This window comes from Stenotrophomonas sp. PS02301, assembly GCF_029959485.1.
GTDB lineage: Bacteria > Pseudomonadota > Gammaproteobacteria > Xanthomonadales > Xanthomonadaceae > Stenotrophomonas > Stenotrophomonas maltophilia_Z.
Genome location: NZ_JASCOO010000075.1, coordinates 1 through 20,416, shown reverse-complemented (window position 1 = coordinate 20,416; position 20,416 = coordinate 1). Strand labels below are relative to the sequence as shown.

The window sequence follows — 20,416 nt, the reverse complement described above, 5'->3', positions numbered from 1 at the left end:
GCCCATGCCCTTGGAGGCAAAATAAAGGAGGAGGGGGCGGCCGCAGGCCGACGCCGGGGGACATTTGCCGGAAAGGGCATGGGCGCCCAGCGCCCGACCCACCGACTACCGCTTTCGCCCGCTCAGTACGCAAATTCCTTGAACACCGGATCGATGTTGCCGCCCCACTCGCCATGGAACAGCGCCAGCTTGCGATCGGCCGGGGTCAGCCCGGAATCGACGATCTCCTGCAGCACCTCCAGGAACTTGCTTTCGTCCTGACCATCGGCATTGCGCGCGGCGCGGCGCTTGAGGCCGGCCACGGCGATCTTCAACGCTTCGCGCGACAGATCCAGCACGGTGCCGTTGCGGAACGGCAGCTTCAACCCATGGCGCGGCACGCCATCGCGCAGGACGTTGCGCTCGACCAGGCTGAAATCACGGACCAGATCCCACGCGGCATCGAGCGCGGCATCGTCATACAGCAGGCCCACCCAGAACGCGGGCAGCGCGCACAGGCGGCTCCACGGGCCGGCATCGGCGCCGCGCATTTCCAGGTACTTCTTCAGGCGCACTTCCGGGAAAGCGGTGGTCATGTGATCGGACCAGTCGCGCAGCGTGGGCAGCTGGCCCGGCAGCACCGGCAGCTTGCCGAGCATGAAATCGCGGAAGCTCTGGCCGCTGGCATCGTGGTACTTGCCCTCGCGGTAAGAGAAGTACATCGGCACATCGAGCAGGTAATCCACGTAACGCTCGTAACCGAAGCCGTCTTCGAACACGAAGTCGAGCATGCCGGTGCGATCGTTGTCGGTGTCGGTCCAGATGTGCGAGCGGTAGCTCTGGTAGCCGTTCGGCGCACCTTCGGTGAACGGCGAATCGGCAAACAGCGCGGTGGCGATCGGCTGCAGCGCCAGCGACACGCGGAACTTCTTCACCATGTCCGCTTCGGTGGCGTAATCCAGGTTGACCTGCACCGTGCAGGTGCGGGTCATCATGTCCAGGCCGAGCGTGCCGACCTTGGGCATGTACTCGCGCATGATCTTGTAGCGGCCCTTGGGCATCCACGGCATCTCATCGCGGGTCCACTTCGGCTGGAAGCCCATGCCAAGGAAGCCCAGCTGCAGTTCGCCAGCGACCTGCGCCACTTCATTGAGATGGGTGCCGGTTTCCACGCAGGTCTGGTGGATGGTCTCCACCGCCGCGCCGGACAACTCCAGCTGGCCGGCCGGTTCCAGGGTCACCGAGGCGTTGTCGCGCAGCAGCGCGATGGTGCGTCCGTCTTCCTGCACCGGATCCCAGCCGAAGCGGGTCAGGCCGTTGAGCAGCGCTTCGATGCCGCGGTCGCCGTCGAAGGTGGGCGGGCGCAGGTCATCCAGGCGGAAGCCGAACTTCTCGTGCTCGGTGCCGATGCGCCACTGCGCCTGGGGCTTTTCGCCGGAGGCCAACGTGGCGACCAGTTCATTACGGTCGGTGATCGGCGTCTCGGCGACGTGGCTGGGGCTCGACAAGGGGAGGCTCGCAGAATTCTGGTCAGGGCGGGGATGTGGGGTTCACGCCCCCGCATCGCAAGGGCGCACTATATCGTGGCGTCCCCTGCCGTCGTGTCACCGTGACGGTTTTCAGCATCCTACTGGCATGGGCTTGACGCTGCGCTGGCCCTAAACTGACCCCATGAGCCGATCCCGACATCCGGAAGTCCATCGCTCCGACCGCGTCGGTTGGCTGCGCGCCGCTGTGCTCGGCGCCAATGACGGCATTGTCTCGGTGGCCGGCCTGGTGGTCGGCATCGCTGCCAGCGGCGCCTCGGCTTCCACGATCCTGGCCACCGGCATCGCCGGGACCGTGGCCGGCGCGATGTCGATGGCGGCCGGCGAGTATGTTTCGGTGCAGTCCCAGGCCGATACCGAACGGGCCGACCTGGCCGTGGAGAAGCGCGAACTGCACGACGACCCGCATAGCGAGCTGGAAGAGCTGGCCGCGATTTACCGCCATCGTGGGCTGAGTTCCGACCTGGCGCATGAAGTGGCCACCCAGCTCACCGCGCACGACGCGCTGGGGGCGCATGCCCGCGATGAGCTGGGCATCACCGAGGAACTGCGCGCACGCCCGATGCAGGCCGCCATGGCCTCGGCCGGCGCCTTCGTCAGTGGCGCCGCGTTGCCGGTGCTGACCGCCCTGCTCGCGCCGCATGCGCTGGTCGGCCAAGCCACCACCGTGGTGACGCTGCTGGGGCTGTGCCTGACCGGCACCCTGGCCGCGCATGCCGGCGGTGCCTCGCGCCTGCGTGGCGCGCTGCGCGTGACCTTCTGGGGCGCGATCGCGATGGCGGCGGCCGCCTTGGTCGGCCGCCTGTTCAACGTGGCAGGCTGAGTCATGTCCGCACCCATTGATACCACCACCTCGCTGCTGGCGACCCTGGCCAGCCTGGCCGACTGCCAGCGCGCGGATGGCTATGCGTGCATCACCGCACGCCGCGAGCATGGCGCCTCCTCCGTGGAGATTCCGCAGCCGCAGTTCGCGATCCTGCTGCAGGGGCGCAAGCAGGCGCGTACCGCGCAGCAATCGCTGGAATTCGCACCGGGCGATCTGTTTCTGATCACGCGCCGCTGCCGCATCGATGTGGTGAACATCCCCGATCCGCACAGCGGGGTGTACCTCAGTGCGATCGTGCCGATGTGCGCCGAGGCGCTCACGGCCGCCCGCGCGCTGTGGAACGAGCCGCTGCCGCAGGCCGGTGATGCACTGGCCAGGCTGCCCCTGGCCGAGCATGGCGCAACCCTGCTGCAATGGCGGCAGGCGCTGGAACACGGTCACTACACCGAAGCACGCCTGGCCCTGGCCTCGCTTGCCGTGGCGTTCTGCCGGCGCGGGCACGGCAGCCTGCTGGTTCCCCCCGAGCCGAGCCTGGGGGAACGCATCCGCGATCTGATCGCTGCCCAGCCCGAGCGCGATTGGCAGTCACGCGATTTCGAAGCGCAGCTGGGCCTCAGCGGTGCCACGCTGCGGCGGCGCCTGGCCAGCGAGCACTCCAGCGTGCGCGAACTGATCACCGATGCGCGGCTCGCGCATGCGATGGGCCTGCTCTACACCACCCGGCTGCCGTTGAAGACCGTGGCCGCGCGCGTGGGCTACCGCTCGCTGGGCAGCTTCAACAAGCGCTTCGCCGAACGCTATGGGCTGGAACCAGCGGCGATCGGCAACAGCTGAGCGCGAGCGGATCGCGCGGCATTCTGAGCGGAACGCAGCAGACAGGACGCGCAGCATGGAGGCACCGCGGCGCAGCCGCCCTGTCCGGAACCTGTCATGCCCTTCCCCCGCGTTCGCACGCTCGCCTCCGCCGTGTTGCTGGCCGTTGTCGCCAGCCCCGCCTGGGCCACCACCACGCACACCCCGCGCGAGCAGGTACCCGGCGTGTATCACCAGACCATCGGCACGCTGCAGGTCACCGCGCTGTTCGATGGCACGGTCGCACTGGGCCGGCAGGAACTGGTCGGGATTGCCCCCGGAGCAGTCACCCGCCTGCTTGATCACCGCTACGTACCCGAGGATGGCAAGGGCCTGCAGACCGCGGTCAATGCCTACCTGGTGCAGCAGGGCGATCACCTGACCCTGGTCGATACCGGCACCGCGCAATGCTTCGGCCCCGGCCTGGGCCAGGTGCTGGGCAACCTGCGCAAGGCCGGCTACGACCCGGCGGACGTGGATGAAGTGGTGCTGACCCACGCGCACCCGGATCACCTGTGTGGCCTGCTGGATGCGCAGGAGAAGATCGCCTATCCGAATGCCACGGTGTGGCTGTCGGCCGCGGACGCGGCGTACTGGCTGGATCCGGCCAGCGAGGCAACCGCGCCGCAGGGTGTGCGCTTTGCCTTCGCCTTGGCGCGCAAGGCGGTGGCGCCGTATGAGGCGAGCGGGAAACTGAAGCGCTTTGCACCTGGCGACACATTGCCGGCGGGCATCACCGCATTGGACAGCCATGGCCATACGGTCGGCCATGTGTCTTACCGGATCGATGGTGGCACCGGCCAGCAGTTGCTGGTGTGGGGCGACATCGTGCATTTCCACGCGGTGCAGTTCGCGCAGCCGCAGGCCTCATTCGAAGCGGACAGCGACCGCGTGGCCGCGATCGCCAGCCGGCGCCGGATGATGGCGCAGGCGGCGGATCAGGGCTGGTGGGTAGCCGGCGCGCACCTGCCGTTCCCGGGGTTGGGGCATGTGCGCCGCGAGGGAGAGGCATTTGCCTGGGTGCCGGGCGAGTTCGCGCCGTTGCCGGCACGATGACAGCGGAATGGCGGCAGATGGACGGCAAGGATCCGCCCGGATGGCGGCGACGGTAGATCCACGCATGGCGTGGATCTACGGGCGAGCGGTCAGCTCGCTTCCGGCGCCGGCTTGTTCAGGCCCAGCCAGCCGCCGATGATGCCGCGGGCTTCATCCACGCCCTGCCGGGCGGGACCGGAGAAGGTCTGCACACTGACGGTATCGCCGAAGGAGGACTGCAGTTCCTTGCGCACCTTCTGCAGGGCGATGCCCTGCTGGCCACGGCCGAGCTTGTCGGCCTTGGTCAGCAGCGCATGCGCCGGCAGGCCGCGCTGCACTGCATAGGCCAGCATCTGGCGGTCGTAGTCCCTCAGCGGGTGACGGATGTCCATCACCACCACCAGGCCACGCAGGGCCTCGCGGGTACGGAAGTACTGGTCGATGAAGGCCTGCCAGTGCGCCTGCAGGTCCAGCGGGACCTTGGCGTAGCCGTAACCGGGCAGATCGACCAGTTTGGCCTCCGGGGTGACCTCGAAGAACACCAGCTGCTGGGTGCGGCCGGGGGTCTTGGAGACCCGGGCCAGGCTGTTCTGGCGGGTCAGGGCGTTGAGGGCACTGGACTTGCCGGCGTTTGAGCGACCGGCAAAGGCGACTTCCGCGCCCACGTCCTCCGGCAATTGCCGGGTGTTGTGGGCCGAAAGCAGGTATTGGGCGCGTTCGAGGAGCAATGACATGGGCATAGGATCGCATGTCCGGGCCCGATCCGCGCTGTCTGCGGTCGGTTTTGCTGCACCCTGCGTTGACCGTGGCGGGAAACGGCGTTGATAATCGGGCGATCCCCGTGGTTGCGGTCCCGCAACCGCCAGGCCGGTCCACACGGAGCTTCCGCATGCGCCATGCTCGCGTTCTTGCCGTTTCCGCACTTGCTGTCTCGCTGCTCGCCGCCGTTGCCGTTGCCCAGACCTCGATCACCCCGTTGCCGGACAACGGGCCGATCAAGACCGCCTCGCTGGAGGTCGATTTCAGCAAAACCACCTGGGGCGATCCCAAGGCCGGGCAGACCAAGGCCGCAGCCTGCGCGGCCTGCCATTCGGCCGACGGCAACTCGACGGTGGAGATGTACCCGAGCATCGCCGGCCAGAGCGAACGCTACAGTGCCCAGCAGATCGCCCTGATCGCCAATGGCCAGCGCACCTCCGGGGCCTCGGCGGCGATGGTGCCGTTCGTGCAGGACCTCACTCCGCAGGACATGCGCGACATCGGCGCCTACTTCGCCACGCAGAAGGCCACGGCCGGCATCGCCGACGATGGTGCGGTGACCGAGGGCCCGTACGCCGGCAAGAAGTTCTACGAGATCGGCCAGCAGCTGTATCGCGGCGGCGACGCCGAGCGCGGCATCCCGGCCTGCATGGCGTGCCACGGCCCCACCGGCGCCGGCAACCCCGGCCCGGCCTACCCGCATATCAGTGGCCAGCACGCGGCGTATGTCGCACGGCGGCTGCAGGAGTACCAGGCCGGAACCACCCAGGAAACCGACAAGGCCCACTTCCAGATCATGGCCACGATCGCCAAGTCGTTGACCGAGCAGGAGATCCAGGCTTTGGCCAGCTACCTGCAGGGGCTGCACAACCGGGCAGATGACGTCGCCGCTGCGGCCACGCCGCTCGCCGGAGGCACGCAGGCACCACCGTAACGACCGCCCACGCCGCAGCGCATTCCCTTGGTCGGATGACGGATGCGGCCACCCCGGCCGGCGGGGTATGTTCACTGGCACGCCGGCGACTGGGCCGGCGTCGTTTTTTCTGTATGGAGATGGATGTAGATGACGTTGATGCCCCGCCTGATGTTGTTGCTGCTGGCCCTGAGCCCGTTGACCACCCTCGCCGCCACCCCGACACCGCTGGTGGAGGGCAAGGATTACGAACGGATCGCCGACGCCGGTCCGTTCGCGCCGCTGGCCGGCAAGATCGAAGTCGTGGAGATGTTCGGCTACACCTGCCCGCACTGCGCGCACTTCGAACCGCAGCTGGAAGCCTGGGCCGCCAAGCTGCCCAAGGATGTCCGCTTCACCCCGGTGCCGGCCGCTTTCGGGGGCGTGTGGGATTCGTTTGCCCGCGCCTACTACGCTGCCGACCAGCTGGGTGTGGCCAAGCGCAGCCACCGCGCGATGTTCGATGCCCTGCATGAGAAGGGATCGCTGCCGATGCAGAACGTCTCGCCGGATGAACTGGCCGCGTTCTACCAGGGCTTCGGCGTGGCCCCGGCGCAGTACATCACCGCGCTCAAGAGCGACGCCGTGGATGCCAAGGTCAAGGCCGCCCGTGCCTTCGCCCTGCGCACCAAGGTGCCCGGCACGCCGACGCTGATCGTCAATGGCGTGTACCTGGTCAAGGGCGACTCGTTCGAGTCGATGCTGCGCAACGCAGATGCCCTGATCGCCCGTGCGCGCAGCGGCAAGGCGCTCTAACAGCGCTCGCTGAACCATCACGCACCGTGCACGCGGGACGCTCGTTTCCGCGTGTCATCATGCTTCCCTGGCCGGTGCTCCCAGCATCGGCCCCACCATGCTCATCCGCTGGAGATGCTTCGATGAAGACCCGTTTCGCCATTACGCTCATGGCCCTGCTGCCGATCCTGGCTGCCTGCAAGGCCCAGGACGGTACCGCCAACACCACCGCCCCGGCTGAGCCGGCCGCACCGAGCAGCACCCCGGCCACCGAAACGGCCCCCCCGAGCGAGCAGGCCCCGGCCGCCAGCGGTGAAACTGCCGCCGCCGAGACCGCCGCTGCCGAAGCCACCACCCCGGCGCCGGCGCCGGCCTCGTCGCGCCCGACCGGCCCGGAGCCGGTTGCCGGCACCGACTATGTGGTGATCGAGAACGGCCAGCCGTTCCAGCCGGCCACCGGCAAGATCGAAGTCGCCGAAATCTTCGGTTACGTATGCCCGGCCTGCGCCGCGTTCCAGCCGCTGATCGGGCCGTGGAAGGCCGGTCTGCCGAGCGACGTCAATTTCGTCTACGTGCCGGCCATGTTCGGCGGTACCTGGGATGACTACGGCCGTGCGTTCTATGCCGCGCAGGCGATGGGCCTGCAGGAAAAGACCCACGAAGCCATGTACGCCGCGATCCATGCCGAGCAGAGCCTGAAGGGCGAGCGCGGCCGTGATTCGGTCGAGGACATCGCCAACTTCTACGGCAAGCACGGCGCCGACCCGAAGCAGTTCGCCGCGATGATGGGCAGCTTCGCCGTCAACGCCAAGACCAACTCGGCCAAGCAGTTCGCCCAGCGCAGCAAGATCTCCGGCACCCCGTCGGTGATCGTCAACGGCAAGTACCTGGTCAAGGGCAAGGGCTTCCCGGACATGCTGCGCATCGCCGATCACCTGATCGCGCGCGAACGCGCCGGCAAGGCCAACTGAGCCAGCGATAGCGAACCGTCGTGACCTTCCCCCACACGCGGACCCTGCGCCTGCTGACGGCCAACATCCAGGCCGGTTCGAGCACCCGCCGCTACAGTGACTACGTGACCCGCAGCTGGTCGCACGCACTGCCGGCCGGGCGCAAACGAACCAGCCTGGATGCCATCGCGCAGATGGCCCGCGAACACGACATCGTCGGCCTGCAGGAAGCCGACCCCGGCAGCCTGCGCTCGGGCTTCACCAACCAAACCCACTACCTCGCCGAGCGCGCGGGCTTCAATTACTGGAGCCACCAGCCCAACCGCCGCATGGGCGGGGTGGCCTCCAGCGCCAACGGCCTGCTCAGCAAGCTCGAGCCGGTCGAGGTCCAGGACCACGCCCTGCCCGGCCGGATCGGCGGGCGCGGCGTGCTGCTGGCCAAGTTCGGTGAAGGCAGCCAGGGCCTGGCGGTGGCGGTGGCGCATCTGTCGTTGGGGACCAATTCGCGCATGTCGCAATTGGCCTTTATTGCCGATCTGCTTGCCGACCACCCCAATGCCGTGCTGATGGGCGATTTCAACTGCCTGGCCGAACGCCCGGAAATGCAGGTGCTGTACCAGAAGACGACGCTGCAGCCGCCGGGCTGCGTGGTGCCGACCTTCCCCAGCTGGCGCCCGGACCGGGCGATCGACCACATCCTGCTCAGCGACGGCCTGCAGCAACGCAGTGCCGAAGCCGTACCGGCCGCGTTCTCCGATCACCTCGCGCTGGCGATGTCGATCGACGTGCCGAGCAGCGCGCTGCGCTGACGCAGGTATACCCGCCGCCCTTGCGCGGCGGGGCTGATGGCGGTGTAAACAGGCTGTCCACAGCGCCTGTGCGATAAATCCCGCCGTCTGCCGCTCCGGCACCGGGAGTATCCCCCACCCCATGAGTACCGTGGAGCCGCCTCTGCCCGAGGTGCGCACGCTTCGACCCGTGTTCCTGCTTGCCGCCACGATCGTGGCGGCATTCGCCATTCTGGTCACCGTGTTTCCCATCGATGCCGGCGTGATGCTGCTCGATGCCCAGACCTGGGCCTCGCGCAATGTCGGCTGGTATTACCTGCTGGCGATGACCGTGTACCTGGTGTTCGTGGTCGGCGTGGCGCTGTCCGGCTATGGCAACGTCAAGCTGGGCGCGGACCATGACGAGCCGGAGTTCAGCTATCTGTCCTGGGCCGGCATGTTGTTCGCCGCCGGCATCAGCATCACCCTGTTCTTCTTCTGCGTCTCCGAGCCGCTGACCCACTACCTGTTGCCGCCGCAGGGCGGCACCGGCAGCGGCGAGGCCAGCGCGCGCCAGGCGATGCAGCTGCTGTTCCTGCATTGGGGCCTGCACGGCTGGGGCGTGTTCGCGCTGGCCGCGATGGCGCTGGCCTACTTCGCCTACCGCCACAACCTGCCCCTGGCGCTGCGCTCGGCGCTGTATCCGCTGATCGGCAAGCGAATCAACGGGCCGATCGGCTACACCGTGGATGCCCTGGGCATCGTAGCCACCGTGTTCGGCCTCGGCGCGGACATGGGCTTTGGCGTGCTGCATCTCAACGCCGGCCTGAACACCTTGTTCCCGGTGCCGCACGCGGCCTGGGTGCAGGTCGGGCTGATCGTACTGATGATGGGCGCGGCGATCACAGTGGCCGTGTCCGGCGTGGAAAAGGGCGTGCGCTGGATGTCCAACATCAACATGCTGCTGGCGATCTCGCTGCTGCTGTTCATGCTGTTCGCCGGCCCCACCCAGTACCTGCTCAATGCCTTCATGCAGAACATGGGCGACTACCTGGGCAACGTGGTCGGCAAGAGCTTCGATGTGTACGCCTACGGCGGGCGCCCGGACTGGCTGGGCAACTGGACGGTGTTCTACTGGGCCTGGTGGATCGGCTGGGCGCCGTTCGTAGGCTTGTTCATCGCGCGCATCTCGCGCGGCCGCACCATCCGCGAGTTCGTGCTCGGCGTGCTGCTGATTCCCCTCGGTTTCACCCTGGCGTGGCTGTCGATCTTCGGCAACAGTGCGCTGGATCAGATCCTGCACCACGACCAGGTGCACCTGGCGCAGATGGCGGTGGAGAACCCACCGACCGTGTTGTACGCGCTGCTGGAAAGCTACCCGTGGAGCCGCACCGTCATCGCGGTCACGGTGATCGTCAGCTTCATCTTCTTCGTCACCTCGGCCGATTCCGGCACGGTGGTGCTGTCCACGCTGTCCTCGCAGGGCGGCAATCCGGAAGACGACGGTCCGCGCTGGCTGCGTGTGTTCTGGGGCGTGATGACCGGTCTGGTCACCGCCGGGCTGCTGCTGGCCGGCAGCATGGATGCGCTCAAATCCGCGGTGGTGCTGGCCTCGTTGCCGTTCTCGGTGGTGTTGCTGCTGATGCTGTGGGGCTTGACCCGTGCACTGGGCGAAGAGTCGCAGCGCAAGAAGGCCTCGCAGTACTCGCCGATCCCATTGATCGGGCAATCGCGGCATCAGCGCGGCTGGCGCCAGCGAATCACCCAGGCGGTGCATTTCCCGGTCCGCGACGAGGTGTACCGGTTCATGGATACCGATGTGAAGCCGGCGATCGAAGCCGTCGCGGCGCAGCTGCTCGAACAGGGCCTGGATGTGCAGACGAAGTTCGAGCCGGGTCACATGGAGCTGCTGGTGGACCATGGCGAACAACAGGTCTTCACCTACCAGGTGATCATGCGCGGCTACCTCACGCCTTCGTTCGCCGCGCAGCGCTTCCGCAACCAGCGTTACTACCGCGCCGAAGTGCACCTCTATGAAGGTGGACAGGACTACGAGCTGTTCGGCTACAGCCGCCAGCAGATCATCAACGACATCATCGATCAGTACGAGCGTCACCTGCAGTTCCTGCATCTCACGCGTTGACGCACTGATCTCCCGCTGCAAAGGAGTCATCGACATGCCTACCCTCCCCGACCAGCTGCTGTACATCGGCGGCCGCTACGTTCCCTCCCAGGGCGGAAAGACCTTCCAGGTCATCAACCCGGCCAACGGCGAGCTGCTCGCCAACGTCCACAGCGCCAACAGCGACGATCTCGACGCTGCCGTGGAGAGCGCCCAGGCCGGCCAGAAAGTGTGGGCCGCGCTGACCACCGTGGAACGCTCGCGCATCCTGCTGCGGGCGGTGGCACTGCTGCGCGAGCGCAACGATGCACTGGCCGAACTGGAATCGCGCAACACCGGCAAGGCCCTGAGCGAAACGCTCAGCGTGGACGTGGTCACCGGCGCGGACGTACTGGAGTACTACGCCGGTGTCATGCACGGGCTGGAAGGCAGCCAGGTGCCGCTACGCGAGAGCAGCTTCTTCTACACCCGGCAGGAACCGCTGGGCGTGGTCGGCGCGATCGGCGCCTGGAACTACCCGATCCAGATCGCGCTGTGGAAGGCCGCCCCGGCGTTGGCCGCCGGCAACGCGATGATCTTCAAGCCCAGCGAAGTCACGCCGCTGACCGCGCTGAAGCTGGCGGAGATCTTCACCGAGGCCGGCCTGCCCGATGGCGTGTTCAACGTGTTGCCCGGCGATGGCGCCGGCGTCGGCTCGGCGCTGACCGAGCACCCGCTGATCGAGAAGATATCCTTCACCGGCGGCACCGCGACCGGCCGCAAGGTGATGGCCAGTGCCTCCAGCTCCACGCTCAAGGACGTCACCATGGAGCTGGGCGGCAAGTCGCCGCTGATCATCTGCGAAGACGCCGATCTGGACCTGGCCGCCGACGTGGCGATGATGGCCAACTTCTACAGCTCCGGCCAGGTGTGCACCAACGGCACCCGCGTGTTCGTTCCGCGCAGCGCGCTGGCCGCGTTTGAAGCCAAGCTGCTGGAACGGGTCCAGCGCATCCGCATCGGCGACCCACTGGCCAAGGACACCAACTTCGGCCCGCTGGTCAGCGCCGCCCACATGCAGCGCGTGCTGGAGCACATCGGCAGCGGCAAGGCCGAAGGTGCACGGCTGGTCTGCGGCGGCGAACGGCTGACCGACGGCGCGTTGGGCAAAGGCTGCTATGTGGCACCGACCATCTTCAGCGACTGCCGCGATGACATGCGCATCGTGCGCGAAGAGATTTTCGGGCCGGTGATGAGCCTGTTGGCGTACGACGACGAAGACGAGGCCGTGCGCCGCGCCAACGACACCGATTACGGTCTCGCCGCCGGCGTGGTCACGCCGGACCTGGTGCGCGCGCATCGGCTGATCCATCATCTCGAGGCCGGCATCTGCTGGGTCAACAGCTGGGGCGAATCGCCGGCACAGATGCCGGTGGGCGGCTACAAGCAGTCCGGTGTCGGCCGCGAAAACGGGCTGGCCACGCTGCGTGCCTACACCCGCACCAAATCCATCCAGATCGAACTGGACCGCTACGCGTCGGTGTTCTGAGCCGGCCTTACCAGGAGACACCGCGATGAAGCGCGAATACGACTACATCATCATCGGCGCCGGGTCGGCCGGCAACACGCTGGCCGCGCGCCTGACCGAAGACGCCGGGGTCAGCGTGCTGCTGCTGGAAGCCGGTGGGCCGGACTACCGGATGGATTTCCGCACCCAGATGCCGGCCGCACTGGCTTATCCGCTGCAGGGCCGCCGCTACAACTGGGCGTATGAAACCGAGCCGGAGCCCTACATGGACAACCGGCGCATGGAGTGCGGCCGCGGCAAGGGCCTGGGCGGTTCCTCGCTGATCAACGGCATGTGCTACATCCGCGGCAACGCGATGGACTTCGACCAGTGGGCCAGCTTCGACGGCCTGGAGGACTGGAGCTACCACGACGTGCTGCCGTACTTCCGCAAGGCGGAAACGCGCGATATCGGCTCCAACGATTACCACGGCGGCGACGGCCCGGTCAGCGTGGCGACCCCGAAGAACGGCAACAACGTGCTGTTCCACGCGATGGTCGAGGCCGGCGTGCAGGCCGGCTACCCGCGCACCGATGACCTCAACGGCTACCAGCAGGAAGGCTTCGGCCCGATGGACCGCACGGTGACCCCGCGCGGGCGCCGCTCCAGTACCGCACGCGGCTATCTGGACATGGCCAAGGACCGTGAGGGACTGGAGATCGTGGTGCACGCCACCACCGACCGCATCCTGTTCGCCGGCAAGCGCGCGGTGGGCGTGCGCTACCTGGCCGGCAGCAGCGCCGAGCCGATTGACGCCACCGCCCGCCGCGAGGTGCTGCTGTGTGCCGGTGCGATCGCCTCGCCGCAGATCCTGCAGCGCTCCGGCGTGGGCGCGCCGGCATTGCTGGCCGCCCTTGGGGTGCCGCTGGTGCACGACCTGCCCGGCGTCGGCGAGAACCTGCAGGATCACCTGGAGGTGTACATGCAGTACGCCTGCAAGAAGCCGGTCTCGCTGTACCCGGCGCTGCAGTGGTGGAACCAGCCGGCGATCGGTGCGGAATGGCTGTTCGCCGGCACCGGCATCGGTGCCAGCAACCAGTTCGAAGCCGGTGGTTTCATCCGCACCCGCGAGGAGTTCGACTGGCCCAACATCCAGTACCACTTCCTGCCGGTGGCCATCAATTACAACGGCACCAATGCGGTCAAGGAACACGGTTTCCAGGCGCATGTGGGCTCGATGCGCACGCCCAGCCGCGGCCACGTGCATGCCAAGTCGCTGGACCCGCGTGAGCATCCCTCGATCCTGTTCAACTACCAGTCCACCGACCAGGACTGGCAGGAGTTCCGCGATGCGATCCGCATCACCCGCGAGATCATCGCCCAGCCCGCGCTGGACGAGTACCGCGGCCGCGAGATCAGCCCGAGCGCCGAGTGCCAGACCGATGCGGAGCTGGATGCCTTCGTGCGCGCCCATGCCGAAACCGCCTACCACCCGTCCTGCTCGTGCGCGATGGGCACCGATGCGATGAGCGTGGTCGACGGCCAGGGCCGCGTGCATGGCATGGAAAGCCTGCGTGTGGTCGATGCCTCGATCATGCCGCGCATCATCACCGGCAACCTCAACGCCACTACGATCATGATCGCCGAGAAGATCGCCGACCGGATCCGGGGGCGTGCACCGTTGCCGCGCAGCACGGCGGCCTATTACGTGGCCGGGGACGCACCGGCGCGGCGCTGAGGGCGTTACGCCGGCGCACCCGGCAACGGCACCACCACCCGCTTCGCCGTCAACGTGCTCCCTACCGAGGCCACCACGGTGCAGCCGATCGCCGCCCATTGCAGCGGGGTCAGGTGCTCGGCCAGCAACCCCATCGCCAGCAGCGCCGCGACGGCCGGCTCCATGCTGATCAGGATGCCGAAGGTCTCCTTCGGCAGCCGCTTGAGCGCCATCATCTCCAGCGACATCGGGATCGCGCTGGAGACGATCGCCACGCCCAACCCGAACAGCAGGATCTTCGGATCCAGCAGTGCCATGCCCGCGTGCGCCACGCCGACCGGGACCACCACCAGCGCCGCCGCACACAGCCCCAGCGAGACCGTGTGCCCGGCCGGCAGATGCCCGGCGCGCTTGCCGAAGATGATGTACATCGCCCAGCAGACTGCCGCGCCCAGCGCGAACATCACCCCGACCGGGTCCAGTGGCTCACCATGGCCCAGCGGCAGCAGCAGCAACAGCCCGACCAGCGCGCAGCCGACCCACACGAAGTCCACCGGCCGCCGCGAGGACCACATCGCCACCGCCAACGGCCCGCAGAATTCGATGGCCACCGCGATGCCGAACGGGATCGTGCGCAGCGCCATGTAGAACAGCAGATTCATCACCCCGAGCGTGATGCCGTAACGGAAGATCGCTCCGGCATCGGCGCGCGAGGTGGTCCAGCGCCACGGCCGGAACACCATCAACAGCACCAGCGCCGAGAAACCCACGCGCAGTGCGCTGGTGCCCTGCGCACCGATCAGCGGGAACAGCTGTTTGGCATACGAGGTGCCCACGGCCAAGGAGGTGACCGAGCCGAGCACGGCCAGGGCGGGGAAGAAGCTGGAGAGGCGGGAGGTCGACATCCGCACAGGATATTGCGCAACGGCCGAAGGAGATGCTCAATTACAGGGGCCTTCCTGCATGTTTCACTCACCATGTCCGCCACGCCCTACACCCCCGATGGTTTCGACCGCGCCATCCTGGCGATCCTGCAGCGCGACAACGCCACCCCGCAGCGCGAGATCGCCGAGGCGGTGAGCCTGTCGGCGCCGGCGGTGCAGCGGCGGATCAAGCGCTTGGAGGAAACGGGCGTGATCCGCGCAAACGTCGCCGTGCTGGATCAGGCCCGGCTGGGCCGGCCGCTGACGATCATGGTCGAGGTCCGGGTCGCCAGCGAGCAGCCGCACCGGGTCGCCCCGTTCCGTCGCCGCGTGCAGGAGGACCCCGCCGTGCAGCAGTGCTACGCGATCACTGGCGACGCCGATTTCCTGCTGAACCTGACCGCCACCTCGATGGAAGAATACGAAGCGATCAGCGAGCGGCTGTTCGGCAACGACGACAACATCGAGCGCTTCCGCACCGCGGTGGCGCTGAGTACGCTCAAGCGCAGCCTGGCGGTTCCCCTCGCCGAGTGATCCGGGTCAGCGCGTGGCCGCCAGCGCGGCATCGAACAACGCCGTCGCTTCCGTGATCGCGGCCCCGTGGGTGGCCTGCTTGTCCGCCACCACCTGGCAGAGTGCACCGACGCGGGTCTGGCCCAGGGCGGTGCAGCTGGACAGGAAGTCGTAGTGCCCGACCGCGGGCAAGGTGGTCAGCGTCGCCTTGGGGAGTGCCGCCGCTGCGATGTCGCCGTTGGTGGCCGGTGAGGCCACCGTGTCGGCCGCACCGACGATGATCGATACCGGCTGGCTCACCTTCTCCAGTTCCTCCGGGGCGAAGGCCTGCACCATGGCCGGCGCGATCAGCACTACCGCACGTACCCCGGCAATGGCGCGGTCCTCACCGGCCTTGGCCACCCACGGGGCCAGTTCCGGTGTCGCCGCGGCGGTCATCCGACGCGCCAGGGTCAATGAGGGAGTCTCGGCCTGCGGCGCGCAGACGCCGTCGTCAGGATGCGCGCGGCAGAACGCCAGCAGCCGCTGCACGTCCGGGCGTGCGCCCGCGGCAACCAAGGCAGTGAACCCGCCGGCCGAATAGCCCGCCATGCCCAACCGCGTGGCATCGATCTCCGCCGCCAGCGCGGGGTCGGCCTGCACGGCAGCCAGCGCGGCAGCCAGGTCATCCACACGGTTCCACATCAGGATGCTGCCGGCCTCGGTCATCGGGTCCACCCCGTTGTTGCCGGGATGATCCACCGCGATCACCACATATCCGGCCCGTGCCATCGCGGTACCGAACCAGCCCATCATCCGTGCGCTGCCGCCGTTGCCGTGCGAGAGCAGCAGCACCGGCCAGCGTCCGTTGGCGATGGCGGCATCCGCGGCGGCCGTGCCCACCTCGAACAGCGGCGCATCGGGCGGGCCGATCGTCAGCGCGGTTTCCTGCGCCCCGGGCTGTGCCGGGTACCACACGGTGTAGCGCACGCTGTCGCGGTGGTCGGCATCGCGCACGGCCGCACTGGGCGTATGTGCAACGCCGTGCCGCTCGCCGACGGGCGGCACGGCCCCAGCGGCAAACAGGGGCAGGCAGAGCGCCAGCAGCGCGGCACAACAACGGGCGGTCATTCGCATGGGTCACTCTCCTTGGGGTGCAACGTGTCGGCCAGCGGCAGCCAGATCTCCACCCCGCCGTGGCCGCTGCGGTCATCGAAGCGCGTGTCGTAGCGCTCCAGGTCCGGTGCATCGGCCAGGGTCAGGCCGGACGCCGGCAGATAGTCATTCAACAACCAGAACCAGGTGGAGCGGATCGCGGAAATGTGCCCGGCATGCCAGGCCACCAGGTACTCGCGGGGCGGAATCAGGATGGCCTGCCAGCCGGCGGGCACGGGCGCGCCGGCACTGATCTCCACGCCGGCGATGTAATCAAAGCCACCGTCAGCGTCATTGTTGCCGCACACACCATAGGCGATCTCCGCGCCCAGCCCATGCGCCTCGTCCAGGCGCTGCCATTGCGAAGGAATCGATGCGACGGTCGCGGAGGTGTGGCGCGCACCGATCCCGGCCACGCGCAGTGCGCCACGGTGCACGCGATGCGGTTCGATCGTGCAGGGTGTCGAGGAGTCGATCAGTTTCAATGCCTCGACCAGCACCACGCCGCCCAGCCCCTGCTCCCGCACCTGCTCGGGCGATCGCCCAAACTGCTCGGAGAATGCGCGGGTAAAGGCTGCATGCGAGGCGTAACCAGCAGCGATGGCCACCTCCAGGATGCCATCAGCCCCGGCCGCCAACTGATGTGCGGCGTGGGTCAGCCGGCGGCCACGCAGATAGCGCACCACCGAGGTGCCGGTGCTGAGCTGGAACAGCCGCGAGAGATGGAACGGCGACAGCCCCACCACGCGGGCGATAGCGGCCAGCGACGGGTTTTCAGCGAAGTGGCTTTCGATGTACCACAGGGCCCTGCGTGCCGCACCCATACCGCCAGATCCATGCCGATGAACGGGACCGCAGCGTAACCCAGCGCGCGCCGCGCCATTTGATCGTTCTTGCTGTCTGCGGCAACCCGCCGCGCGTGTTGTCTCAGCCCCTCACCGCCGCTTCGATGGCCGCCACGTCGATCCTGCGCATGGTCATCATCGCCTCGAACGCGCGCCGGGCCACGGCGGGGTCCTTGCTGGTCACCGCGTCGGTCAGTACCCGCGGCGTGATCTGCCAGGACAGACCCCATTTATCGCGACACCAGCCACAGGCGCTCTCCTCGCCGCCGTTGCCGACGATCGCAGCCCACAACCGGTCCGTTTCGGCCTGGTCATCGGTGGCGATCTGGAAGGAGAACGCTTCGCTGTGTTTGAACGCCGGCCCGCCGTTGAGCCCGATGCAGGGGATGCCGGCGACGGTGAAATCGACAGTGAGCACATCGCCCTGTTTGCCGGAGGGAAAATCGCTCGGCGCGTGGTGCACCGCGTGCACCGCACTGTCAGGGAAGGTGGCGGCGTAGAAGGTGGCGGCGTCGAGCGCGGTACCGTCGAACCAGAGGCAGATCGTGTTCTTGCAGACCATGGGCGTCTCCTGGAGCAGAGGATGGATTGCGCCCGCTTACGGTAGGCGCGCCGGTGTTAAGCCTGCGCGCGGGTGCCGCGTGGGTGTGCCGTGGATAGCGACGGCCCATGCTGCTCGCCCCCGCGTGCTGGCCCCCGCCAAGATGAATACGCAGATACCCTGCCCACCATCATCGGGATCGATGCAGAGATCGGATGCGGTTGATGATGCGAATGATTGCCATTACCATAGTGTGATCCGGGTCGCGCAAGGGATGCGTACCCGTGAACAGTTATCGAGCCCGCGCCGGGTCACCGCCCCCGCCAGCCGCTTCCTGCCCCCACCCCGCTCCGCCGCAGGCCACCCAGGACGCCGGCCATGCCCGTTGCCGTCTTTCTGGAAACGCCGATGCCCCGCTACGCCCACGTGCTGTCCCGCCCGTCGATGCACCGTCGCCCGCTGCCGCAGGCCTTGATGGTGGCCCTGTGCGCCCTTGCCGTTGCGCCTGCGTTCGCGCAGGATGCGACCCCTGACGCCACCACCCTGGACAAGATCGTGGTCAAGGGCGAGCGCGCCGAAGGCTATTCGGTCCGCAGGACCTCGGCCGGTACCCGCTTCGATCTGGCCCCGCGCGAAATCCCGCAGTCGGTCAGCATCATCAGCCACCAGCGCATCGAGGATCAGAACCTTGATGACATCATCGACGTGCTGGCCAACACCACCGGCGTGAGCAGCACCCAGTCCGATACCGAGCGCACCGAGTTCTACGCGCGCGGTTTCTACATCGACAGCTACCAGTTCGACGGCCTGCCGACCCAGATGGTGCAGAACTGGAGCTACGGCGATTCCGGCCTGGATTTGGCCCTGTACGACCGCGTGGAAGTGGTGCGTGGCGCCACCGGCCTGCTGTCCGGCGCCGGCAACCCGTCCGCCTCGGTGAACCTGATCCGCAAGCACGCCGACAGCGCCGAGCTGACCGGCAACGTGTCGGTCAATGTCGGCAGCTGGGGCCGCACCCGCAGCACGGTGGATGTGACCACCCCGCTGAACGCCAGCGGCTCGGTGCGTGCGCGCGTGATCGGCAGCTACCTGGATACCGAATCGCAGATGGACCGCTACGACCAGCACAAGACGCTGGGCTATGCGGTGATCGATGCCGACCTGACCCCGGATACCCAGCTGAGCGTGGGCTATGACTACCAGCAGAAGCGCGCGAACGGCGCGACCTGGGGTGGCTTCCCGATGTGGTACTCCGACGGCACCCCCACACCGTACGACAAGACCTTCAGTGCGAACCCGGGGTGGACCTACTGGGATACCACCAGCAAGCGCCTGTTCGCCACGCTGGAACATGCTTTCGCCAATGACTGGAAGGTCAAGGTCGGTGCGACGCACGACAAGACCAATGCCAACGACAAGCTGTTCTACCCGTCCTACACCGCCTTCGACAAGGTCACCGGCAGCGGCATCACGCCAATGGCCGGCCTGTACAACACCGAGCGCAAGGTCGACAGCGTGGACGGCTTTGTGGAAGGCCCGTTCCAACTGTTCGGCCGCGAACACCAGTTCATGGCCGGCCTGAGCTACAACAAGCGCGAGTACGCCAACTACGGTGACTTCCAGGTCGGCGGCACCAATACCGCGTGGGGCCCGATCGACAACTATCTCAACTGGACCGGCAACATCCCGGAACCGAACTGGAACCCGCTGAGCCTGGCCAGCCAGGGCACCATCACCCAGAAGGCCGGCTACGCGGCGACCCGCCTGTCGTTGGCCGATCCGTTGAAGCTGATCCTGGGTGCTCGTTACACCGATTGGAAAAGCGAGGGCGAAGACGCGGACCGCTCGCACAAGGTCACCACGCCGTATGCCGGCCTGGTCTACGATCTCAACGACACGTATTCCACCTACGCCAGCTACACCGAGATCTTCCAGCCACAGACGCTGCGCACCAAGGCGGGCAGCTATCTGGACCCGGTCGATGGCAAGAGCTACGAGGTGGGCGTCAAGGGCGCGTGGTTCGATAACCGCCTGAACGCCTCGCTGGCCGTGTTCCGCATCGAGCAGGACAACGTCGGCCAGGCCACGATGGACAAGGTAGACGGTAACGAACTCGAAACGGCGTACATCGCCGCGCGCGGCACCGTCAGCCGCGGCGTTGAGTTCGAACTCAACGGTGAGCTTGCCCCGGGCTGGAACGCCACGTTTGGTGCGTCGCGCTACGTGGCCAAGGACATCAACGATGCGGACATCAACACCAACCTGCCGCAGACCACGCTCAAGCTGTTTACGAGCTACACCCCGCAGTCGCTCACCGCACTGACGGTCGGCGGCGGTGCCAACTGGCAGAACCGTATCTACTACCCGATCCCGGGGCTTGGCCGCTTCGAACAGGAAGGCTACGCGCTGGTCAGCGCCTTCGTGCGCTACCGCATCTCCCCGGAGTTCAGCGTGCAGGCCAACCTCAACAATCTGCTGGACAAGAAGTACCTCTCGCAGATCACCGGCTACGGTGCCTACGGCGATGGTCGCAATGGCGGCCTGACGTTTACCTGGTCGTTCTGATCGGTCATTGATCGTAACGCTTCAACAAAGGAGAACCGGGCATTGCCCGGCTCTCTGCGTCTTGCACGATGCGCAACGGACGCGCGGCGCCGCACGGCCAGACCTCGGTAGTGCCGGCCGCTGGCCGGCAGCCTCATGAACGATGAAAGTCCTGCCTGGTTGCCGGCC

Annotated in this window: 18 protein-coding genes; 12 read left to right on the top strand and 6 right to left on the bottom strand. The window is 67.3% G+C overall.

Annotation, left to right across the window (positions count from 1 at the left end):
• Window positions 1-122: 122 nt before the first annotated feature.
• The gene (locus QMX81_RS15945) at window positions 123-1,487 is read right to left on the bottom strand and encodes a glutamate--cysteine ligase (protein ID WP_152152227.1); all 1,365 of its coding nucleotides are present in this window, start codon (window positions 1,485-1,487) and stop codon (window positions 123-125) included.
• A 163-nt stretch (window positions 1,488-1,650) separates the two neighbouring features.
• On the opposite strand from QMX81_RS15945, the gene QMX81_RS15940 reads away from it, so the two are divergent.
• The 3 genes from QMX81_RS15940 (at window position 1,651) to QMX81_RS15930 (ending at window position 4,260) form a co-directional block, all read left to right on the top strand.
• Complete coding sequence (locus tag QMX81_RS15940; protein WP_152152229.1) at window positions 1,651-2,349, top strand: VIT family protein; 699 nt, start codon at window positions 1,651-1,653, stop codon at window positions 2,347-2,349.
• 3 nt (window positions 2,350-2,352) lie between these two features.
• On the top strand, window positions 2,353-3,186 hold the full coding sequence (locus QMX81_RS15935; protein WP_152152231.1) for a helix-turn-helix domain-containing protein: 834 nt from the start codon (window positions 2,353-2,355) through the stop codon (window positions 3,184-3,186).
• A gap of 96 nt (window positions 3,187-3,282) precedes the next feature.
• Complete coding sequence (locus tag QMX81_RS15930) at window positions 3,283-4,260, top strand: MBL fold metallo-hydrolase (RefSeq protein WP_152152233.1); 978 nt, start codon at window positions 3,283-3,285, stop codon at window positions 4,258-4,260.
• A gap of 89 nt (window positions 4,261-4,349) precedes the next feature.
• Here the strand turns inward: QMX81_RS15930 and yihA are convergent, their stop codons facing one another.
• Window positions 4,350-4,973 (bottom strand): ribosome biogenesis GTP-binding protein YihA/YsxC, encoded by a 624-nt coding sequence (yihA, locus tag QMX81_RS15925; RefSeq protein WP_121039780.1) that lies wholly within the window; start codon window positions 4,971-4,973, stop codon window positions 4,350-4,352.
• 155 nt (window positions 4,974-5,128) lie between these two features.
• On the opposite strand from yihA, the gene QMX81_RS15920 reads away from it, so the two are divergent.
• The 7 genes from QMX81_RS15920 (at window position 5,129) to betA (ending at window position 13,748) form a co-directional block, all read left to right on the top strand.
• The gene (locus QMX81_RS15920) at window positions 5,129-5,932 is read left to right on the top strand and encodes a c-type cytochrome (RefSeq protein WP_152152235.1); all 804 of its coding nucleotides are present in this window, start codon (window positions 5,129-5,131) and stop codon (window positions 5,930-5,932) included.
• Window positions 5,933-6,061: 129 nt separating this feature from the next.
• A complete protein-coding gene (locus QMX81_RS15915) occupies window positions 6,062-6,706 on the top strand; it encodes a thiol:disulfide interchange protein DsbA/DsbL (RefSeq protein WP_121039786.1) in 645 nt (214 codons plus the stop codon).
• A gap of 122 nt (window positions 6,707-6,828) precedes the next feature.
• On the top strand, window positions 6,829-7,656 hold the full coding sequence (locus tag QMX81_RS15910; protein ID WP_121039789.1) for a thiol:disulfide interchange protein DsbA/DsbL: 828 nt from the start codon (window positions 6,829-6,831) through the stop codon (window positions 7,654-7,656).
• Window positions 7,657-7,706: 50 nt separating this feature from the next.
• On the top strand, window positions 7,707-8,444 hold the full coding sequence (locus QMX81_RS15905; RefSeq protein ID WP_183073759.1) for an endonuclease/exonuclease/phosphatase family protein: 738 nt from the start codon (window positions 7,707-7,709) through the stop codon (window positions 8,442-8,444).
• A 121-nt stretch (window positions 8,445-8,565) separates the two neighbouring features.
• Window positions 8,566-10,545 (top strand): choline BCCT transporter BetT, encoded by a 1,980-nt coding sequence (gene betT / locus QMX81_RS15900; protein WP_121039795.1) that lies wholly within the window; start codon window positions 8,566-8,568, stop codon window positions 10,543-10,545.
• 34 nt (window positions 10,546-10,579) lie between these two features.
• Window positions 10,580-12,052 carry a betaine-aldehyde dehydrogenase gene (betB, locus tag QMX81_RS15895; protein WP_282262929.1) on the top strand — a complete coding sequence of 491 codons (1,473 nt, stop codon included), beginning with the start codon at window positions 10,580-10,582 and terminating at the stop codon, window positions 12,050-12,052.
• 25 nt (window positions 12,053-12,077) lie between these two features.
• Window positions 12,078-13,748, top strand: a complete 1,671-nt coding sequence (gene betA, locus QMX81_RS15890) for a choline dehydrogenase (RefSeq protein WP_282262927.1) — start codon at window positions 12,078-12,080, stop codon at window positions 13,746-13,748.
• Window positions 13,749-13,753: 5 nt separating this feature from the next.
• Here betA and QMX81_RS15885 read toward each other — a convergent pair whose 3' ends face one another.
• Window positions 13,754-14,632 carry an EamA family transporter gene (locus QMX81_RS15885; protein WP_282262925.1) on the bottom strand — a complete coding sequence of 293 codons (879 nt, stop codon included), beginning with the start codon at window positions 14,630-14,632 and terminating at the stop codon, window positions 13,754-13,756.
• A 72-nt stretch (window positions 14,633-14,704) separates the two neighbouring features.
• Between QMX81_RS15885 and QMX81_RS15880 the strand changes: the two genes are divergently transcribed.
• Complete coding sequence (locus tag QMX81_RS15880) at window positions 14,705-15,184, top strand: Lrp/AsnC family transcriptional regulator (RefSeq protein WP_282262924.1); 480 nt, start codon at window positions 14,705-14,707, stop codon at window positions 15,182-15,184.
• A gap of 6 nt (window positions 15,185-15,190) precedes the next feature.
• Here the strand turns inward: QMX81_RS15880 and QMX81_RS15875 are convergent, their stop codons facing one another.
• The 3 genes from QMX81_RS15875 to QMX81_RS15865 all read right to left on the bottom strand — a co-directional run bounded on the left by QMX81_RS15875 (window position 15,191) and on the right by QMX81_RS15865 (window position 17,704).
• Entirely contained in the window at window positions 15,191-16,279 is a 1,089-nt protein-coding gene (locus tag QMX81_RS15875; RefSeq protein WP_226956614.1) for an alpha/beta hydrolase, read from the bottom strand.
• Window positions 16,270-17,121, bottom strand: coding sequence for an AraC family transcriptional regulator (locus tag QMX81_RS15870; RefSeq protein ID WP_152152243.1), 852 nt, complete (start codon window positions 17,119-17,121; stop codon window positions 16,270-16,272). The genes QMX81_RS15875 and QMX81_RS15870 overlap by 10 nt, the downstream gene beginning before the upstream one ends.
• Before the next feature lie 103 nt (window positions 17,122-17,224).
• The gene (locus tag QMX81_RS15865; protein ID WP_152152245.1) at window positions 17,225-17,704 is read right to left on the bottom strand and encodes a VOC family protein; all 480 of its coding nucleotides are present in this window, start codon (window positions 17,702-17,704) and stop codon (window positions 17,225-17,227) included.
• 387 nt (window positions 17,705-18,091) lie between these two features.
• Here QMX81_RS15865 and fhuE point away from each other — a divergent pair, with 387 nt between their 5' ends.
• A complete protein-coding gene (gene fhuE, locus QMX81_RS15860; RefSeq protein WP_282262938.1) occupies window positions 18,092-20,248 on the top strand; it encodes a ferric-rhodotorulic acid/ferric-coprogen receptor FhuE in 2,157 nt (718 codons plus the stop codon).
• The last annotated feature ends 168 nt before the right edge of the window (window positions 20,249-20,416 follow it).